This window comes from Endozoicomonas sp. SESOKO1, assembly GCF_024606265.1.
Classification (GTDB): Bacteria; Pseudomonadota; Gammaproteobacteria; order Pseudomonadales; family Endozoicomonadaceae; genus Endozoicomonas.
Genome location: NZ_JAHHPP010000287.1, coordinates 1 through 5814, shown reverse-complemented (window position 1 = coordinate 5814; position 5814 = coordinate 1). Strand labels below are relative to the sequence as shown.

The 5814-nt window shown below is 50.1% G+C and carries 5 protein-coding genes; 1 reads left to right on the top strand and 4 read right to left on the bottom strand.

The genetic code is table 11. The features are described 5' to 3' along the window. Positions 1 to 1429: Ig-like domain-containing protein (locus KDK13_RS12740; RefSeq protein ID WP_257285348.1), on the bottom strand; the 1429-nt coding region annotated here is incomplete at its 3' end. A gap of 193 nt (positions 1430 to 1622) precedes the next feature. Further along, a complete protein-coding gene (locus KDK13_RS12735) occupies positions 1623 to 1814 on the bottom strand; it encodes a thiamine pyrophosphate-dependent enzyme (RefSeq protein ID WP_306671109.1) in 192 nt (63 codons plus the stop codon). Between the two features lie 14 nt (positions 1815 to 1828). On the opposite strand from KDK13_RS12735, the gene KDK13_RS12730 reads away from it, so the two are divergent. After that, positions 1829 to 2038 carry a hypothetical protein gene (locus KDK13_RS12730; protein WP_257285349.1) on the top strand — a complete coding sequence of 70 codons (210 nt, stop codon included), beginning with the start codon at positions 1829 to 1831 and terminating at the stop codon, positions 2036 to 2038. A gap of 151 nt (positions 2039 to 2189) precedes the next feature. Here KDK13_RS12730 and glmS read toward each other — a convergent pair whose 3' ends face one another. Continuing rightward, positions 2190 to 4022, bottom strand: coding sequence for a glutamine--fructose-6-phosphate transaminase (isomerizing) (glmS, locus tag KDK13_RS12725; protein WP_257285347.1), 1833 nt, complete (start codon positions 4020 to 4022; stop codon positions 2190 to 2192). 88 nt (positions 4023 to 4110) lie between these two features. Next, complete coding sequence (gene glmU / locus KDK13_RS12720) at positions 4111 to 5487, bottom strand: bifunctional UDP-N-acetylglucosamine diphosphorylase/glucosamine-1-phosphate N-acetyltransferase GlmU (RefSeq protein ID WP_257285346.1); 1377 nt, start codon at positions 5485 to 5487, stop codon at positions 4111 to 4113. Positions 5488 to 5814: the final 327 nt, after the last annotated feature.

Here is a 5814-nt window from a genome sequence, read left to right as displayed (position 1 = left end):
TGGTGGCAATGCTGGCAGCACTGACACTGAGCATACTGTTGCCATCCAGGTCACTGTCGTTGGCAACGACATCGACGACAACGCTGTTGTTTTCCCAGGTGGTGTCAATATCGGCGGTGGCCACTGGTGCGTCGTTGGTTCCAGTGACGGTAATGGTGGTGATGGCATCCGAAGTCATACCACCATCGTCACTCATGTTGTAATGAATAGTGATGACAGCTGACTCACCGGTGGCCAGATGATCAAAATCAGCCCCGGGAGCAAACTGTAGCCGGTTATCAACAATCGTGACAGAGCCCTGACCATTGATAACATTGCCCAGGTTATCGACAATCTCAGCACTGTTGAGGCTGAAATTGGCGGGGCTATCACCCAGATCCGGATCGACATCATTTGCCAATACATCGATGGTCAGAACATGGTTTTCATGGCTGTCATCAACATCGTCACGGGCTTCAGGCGCTTCATTGATATCATTAACTGAAATGTTAATGGAGACATTTTTACTGAGACCAGCCTGGTTGGTCACTTCGACGGTTAAGCTGTAGCTATCCCTGCTTGCATGATTCAGGGGACCGGTAACAAGCAGTTCGCCGGTTGCAGGGTCGATGGCAAAGGTGTTGTCTTCATTACCTTGGGTGATGGCAAACGTGATATCACCTGAATCGCTGGCAGAAACTTGACCTATCACAGTAGAGCCATCTTCAGGGACGTTTTCATTAACGTTAAAGTTTTGATTTTCAATGACAGGAGCACTGACGGGAGCACTGACGGGAGCAATAACGGGAGAAATTAGTGGGTTGTTGCTCAGCTGGCTAATTAAGTTGTTTACCTGTTGACTGGGCTCGTTACTCCCTGATTGGGGCTCCGGATTTTGATTGCTTTCCTGCTCAATGGCAGGTGTTCGGGAAATTACCCGTGATTCTACATTACTTATAATGGGTTGATCTGGTGTTCTCTGGCTTGAATCATCGTCATTTGATTGATTTTCTGGTGAGTCACTAATTTGATTGATTTCTTCAATTTGATCACCATTTTCCTGAATATTTATTTCCTGGTCACTTTTTTCCAGGTCATTTTTTTTCTGATCATTTATTTCCTGGCCGCTTTCTTCCTGGTCGCTTTCTTCCTGGTCACTTTCTTCTTGATCGCTCTCTTCTTGATCATCCTCTTCTTCTGAATCCTCTGGATCAACGCTATTAATGAGCTCTGGCCCCATCACCATTTGTTGTGCAATCGGAATAGTCAGTGTTTGTCCATTTAATAAACTGATAACAACTGCTGCACCGGACTCATTGTTAATAACTTCGTTAAGGTAAATAGGGTCACCAACATTTTTAATTATAATATTCCCATTAGAATCAACAGCCTCAATAGATTTGGTGGTATCGGTGACATATCCAATTATGGGCATGCTGTTAGAATTCATCAGGTTACCTCTTCCGCTAAGGTGTTGTCCGGATTATTTTCAGTTTTTCAGGTGATTCAGTAATTGTAGTTGTTTGTGTTGGATAATAGTTTGTCAAAATATCGGCCGATACAGATCAAGATTCAGTTAAATTCACTACTGTCCGGTTAAAAATTTGAACGTCATTGTGGGTGCAGGGTGCACGCATGAGTACTCACATTTCCAGATCAACAAACCCCAATGAGCTGTTATTCAATACGACAATTTTTAATTGCAGGTTATAGGGCTTCAGGGTCAGTAGATCACCCATCAGTATGGAAGAACCGCCATCACCACAAAACGCAATAACCTGCCTTTGCCGGTCAACCATTTGCGCTCCCAAAGCCCGGGCCAGGGCGTTTGTCATTGAGCCATGATTGAATGAGTCTATTAAACGTCGATGCCCATTGGTTTTATGTTGGTAGCGGAACTGCGTTTGAATTGCCACAGGCAGAATTTAAGCATCGTCTGGATAGCACTGCCAGAGAACGGCCTTTGATCAATTGCGTTCTCGATGGTGTAGGTCGTGATGACCTGATGGCGGGCCACCAGAGTAACCATATTTCTGTAGCATATGTGCCCGGGCGGTGATTCAGAGTATGCGTGTTCATCTGGCTGGTTCAGCTGAAATCTGAACTGAATAAATGTCCCGGGCATGGGGATAGCCCATGCCTGTTTCACAGCCTTGCTCATACACTGGACGGTTTCAGTTTATTAATTTCCACCTGTCCAGCTACAAAAATTATTCAACCGTCACGCTTTTGGCCAGATTGCGCGGCTGATCAACATCGGTACCCTTGATAATCGCCACATAATAAGAGAGCAATTGCAGGGGAATAGTATAAAGAATCGGGGCAACCACTTCCGGCACCTCATCCACTGGCAGAACCCGGACACCTTCGGTCTCGGTCAGGTTGGCCTGTTTATCCGCAAAGACAAACAGCTGTCCGCCTCTTGCCCGCACCTCTTCCATATTGGATTTCAGTTTTTCCAGCAGGTCGTTGTTCGGTGCCACCACAATTACCGGCATATCGTTATCGATCAATGCCAGTGGGCCATGCTTCAGTTCACCGGCCGCGTAGGCTTCTGCATGGATATAGGAAATCTCTTTAAGCTTCAGAGCCCCTTCCATGGCGATGGGATACTGGGTTCCACGGCCCAGGAACAGACTGTGATGCTTATCGGCAAAGGCTTCCGCCATGGCTTCAATGTCATCACTTAGTACCAGTGTACTCTTCAGGATGTGTGGCAGGTTCCGTAATGCTGAAACAACATTGGATTCCTGTTCCGGGGTCATTCCCGTATGACGGCCAATCGCCGTCACCAGCATCAGCAATGCCGTTAACTGAGTGGTAAATGCCTTGGTAGACGCTACGCCAATCTCTGCACCGGCCCGGGTCATCATGGCGATATCCGACTCCCGCACCATGGAAGAGCCCGGCACATTACAAATGCTCAGTGAAGCCATATAGCCCAGTTCTTTCGCCAGTTTCAATGCGGCCAGCGTATCGGCTGTCTCACCGGACTGGGAGATGGTGACAAACAAGCAGTCTTCAGGCACAAAGAATTTCCGGTAGCGGAACTCAGAGGCAATCTCGACACGGCAGGGAATACCCGCCAGCTCTTCAAACCAGTAGCGGGCCACCATGCCGGCATGGTAACTGGTTCCGCAGGCGACGATCTGAACGACGCGGGTTTTACTGAGAATCTCCCGGCCTTCCTTGCCCAGGATATCGAGATTCAGCTGATGCTCGCCCAGGCGACCTTCCAGGGTATTGGCGATGGCTTCCGGCTGCTCGTGAATCTCTTTCAGCATGTAGTGGCGGTAAGGGCCTTTATCGCCGGCATCATGTTCAATATCACTGTCCCTGGCCTCTCGCTCAACCGGGGTGCCAGTCACATCCAGAATCGTCACCCCGTTGCGGGTCACTTCCGCTACATCGCCTTCTTCCAGGAACATGAATCGGCGGGTAACCGGGAACAGGGCCAGCTGGTCGGAAGCGATAAAGTGTTCGCCAATACCGACGCCTATCACCAGTGGGCTGCCGGAACGGGCGACAACAAGACGTTCATTGTCGTTGCAGTCCATCACCACCATGCCATAGGCACCTTCCAGCCTGGCTACCGTTTTCTGCACGGCGTTCAGCAGTGAGTTACTGCCCTTGAGTTCCAGGCTGACCAGGTGGGCAATAACTTCCGTGTCGGTATCCGAGGTAAAGACATAGCCTTCACCCTGCAGAAACACTCTCAATGCTTCATGGTTTTCAATAATGCCATTATGGACAACGGCAATATGATCTTCTGATACGTGAGGGTGGGCATTACGCTCACTGGGTGCCCCATGGGTGGCCCAGCGGGTATGGGCAATGCCGGTACCGCCCCGAAGCGGGTTCAGGGAAACCGCCTCAGCCAGTTCAGATACCTTGCCGGTACGCCTTTCTCTGTGAAGCTCACCATTGGCATTAATGATGGCGATACCTGCTGAGTCATAGCCCCGGTATTCCAGACGACGAAGCCCTTCCAGCAGAATATCTGCTACATCTCTTTGCGCTACAGCACCAACAATCCCACACATAGTTGTCGATCCCTTGGGTCATCATAAACGTTGCAAAAATCATCAGGGAGTGGCTGACGTGAGAGTCATCTCCCCCTTCCTGTAAATCTCAGTCTTTCTTTACCGGGCGCTGCCAGCCTTCAATATTGCGCTGCTTGCCACGTGCCACGGCCAGCTGTTCATCGGGAATATCTTTGGTAATGGTGGAACCCGCACCGGTGGTTGCACCGCGGCCAATGGTCACAGGAGCCACCAGCGAACTGTTGCTGCCGATAAAAGCACCATCGCCAATCACAGTCCTGAATTTATTGACACCATCGTAATTGCAGGTAATGGTGCCAGCACCCACATTAACGTCATCGCCGACTTCACAGTCGCCCACATAGCTGAGGTGATTGACCTTGCTGCCTTTGCCAATAACAGTTTTCTTGATTTCCACAAAGTTGCCGACCCGGGCTTTTTCCTTAAGTTCGGTGCCTGGTCTCAGGCGGGCAAAAGGGCCAACCTCGCATCCTGCAGCGACAACTGCATCTTCAAGAATAGAGTGAGCTTTAATAACGGCACCTTCCCCGATAACAGAGTTGCGAATCACACAACCGGGTTCGATATAAACGTTATCTGCCAGCTCAACCTTGCCTTCGAGAACCACATTGATGTCCAGGGTAATGTCATGGCCAGTCTTAACGTCACCACGAATATCCAGACGTTGTGGGTCAATGACCGTGACGCCATTAACCATCAGGTTCTTGGCCAGCTGCAGCTGGCGGGCACGTTCCAGCTCCATCAGCTGGACACGGCTGTTAACACCTTCAACTTCAATAGGAAGCTGCGGCTGGACATGAATGACCGGAGTGTCTTCGGCCACGGCCATGGAAACAATGTCAGTGAGATAGAACTCATGCTGCACGTTTTCATTCTTCAGATTGCTTACCCAGCTGCTCGCCTTATTGCCGGGAATAGCCATGATGCCGGTATTCACTTCATTAATGGCCAGCTGCTCAGGGGTGGCATCCTTATCCTCAACAATGGCCTGAATATTGCCAAAACCATCGCGGATAATCCGGCCATAACCGGAAGGGTTGGCCAGGTTAATGGTCAACAGGCCCAGACGCTCGCCGTTACTGGCTGCCAGCAGTGACTGCAGGGAAGAAGAGTGAATCAGGGGAACGTCACCATAGAGCACCAGCACCACATCCGCACCTTTACAGCCCGGCAGTGCCTGCTGCACAGCATGGCCGGTACCCAACTGCTCTTCCTGAATCACCCAGTTCAGATCGTAATGGCCAAGGGCCTTTTTTACCTGCTCAGCCCCGTGACCAATCACCACATGAATCTTGCCGTTACCGACTTTCTTCTGCGTGTGCTGGGCACTGAGGATGACATGTTCCAGCATGGGTTTGCCGGCAATACGGTGCAATACCTTTGGCAGGCTGGATTTCATGCGGCTGCCCTGCCCGGCAGCAAGAATAACGATATCAGCTCTCATGGTAGCCTCGGTCTACAAAGTGCCCTTACGGGAGCATCTGCTTTTTAACTGTTTCGTCTGGAAAGGCAAAAACAAAAGCGGCATCAGGCATACAGCCTGATCAATCAGTGTGTTCTTTGGGAGAAAAATACCAGAACAGAGGTCATGTTTCTCTGAAATGTCAGGAATAGTCAGCCATTGGAGTCATTGGAATAACCTGCCACTTTTATTCAGACTGGGAAAATGCCGCCGCCCGCCACCCGCTGCCCGCAAAAGTACAAGTGGTTCCAGCTTTTCGGGAAGCGGGCGGCGGGTAGCGTCTGTAGAAATGTCGAAGTTATTTCAGGA

Coding starts and splice junctions, on each gene's coding strand:
- KDK13_RS12735 (WP_306671109.1), bottom strand. CDS start 1,814: ATGACAAACGCCCTGGCCCGGGCTTTGGGAGCGCAAATGGTTGACCGG.
- glmS (WP_257285347.1), bottom strand. CDS start 4,022: ATGTGTGGGATTGTTGGTGCTGTAGCGCAAAGAGATGTAGCAGATATT.
- glmU (WP_257285346.1), bottom strand. CDS start 5,487: ATGAGAGCTGATATCGTTATTCTTGCTGCCGGGCAGGGCAGCCGCATG.
- KDK13_RS12730 (WP_257285349.1), top strand. CDS start 1,829: ATGAGTCTATTAAACGTCGATGCCCATTGGTTTTATGTTGGTAGCGGA.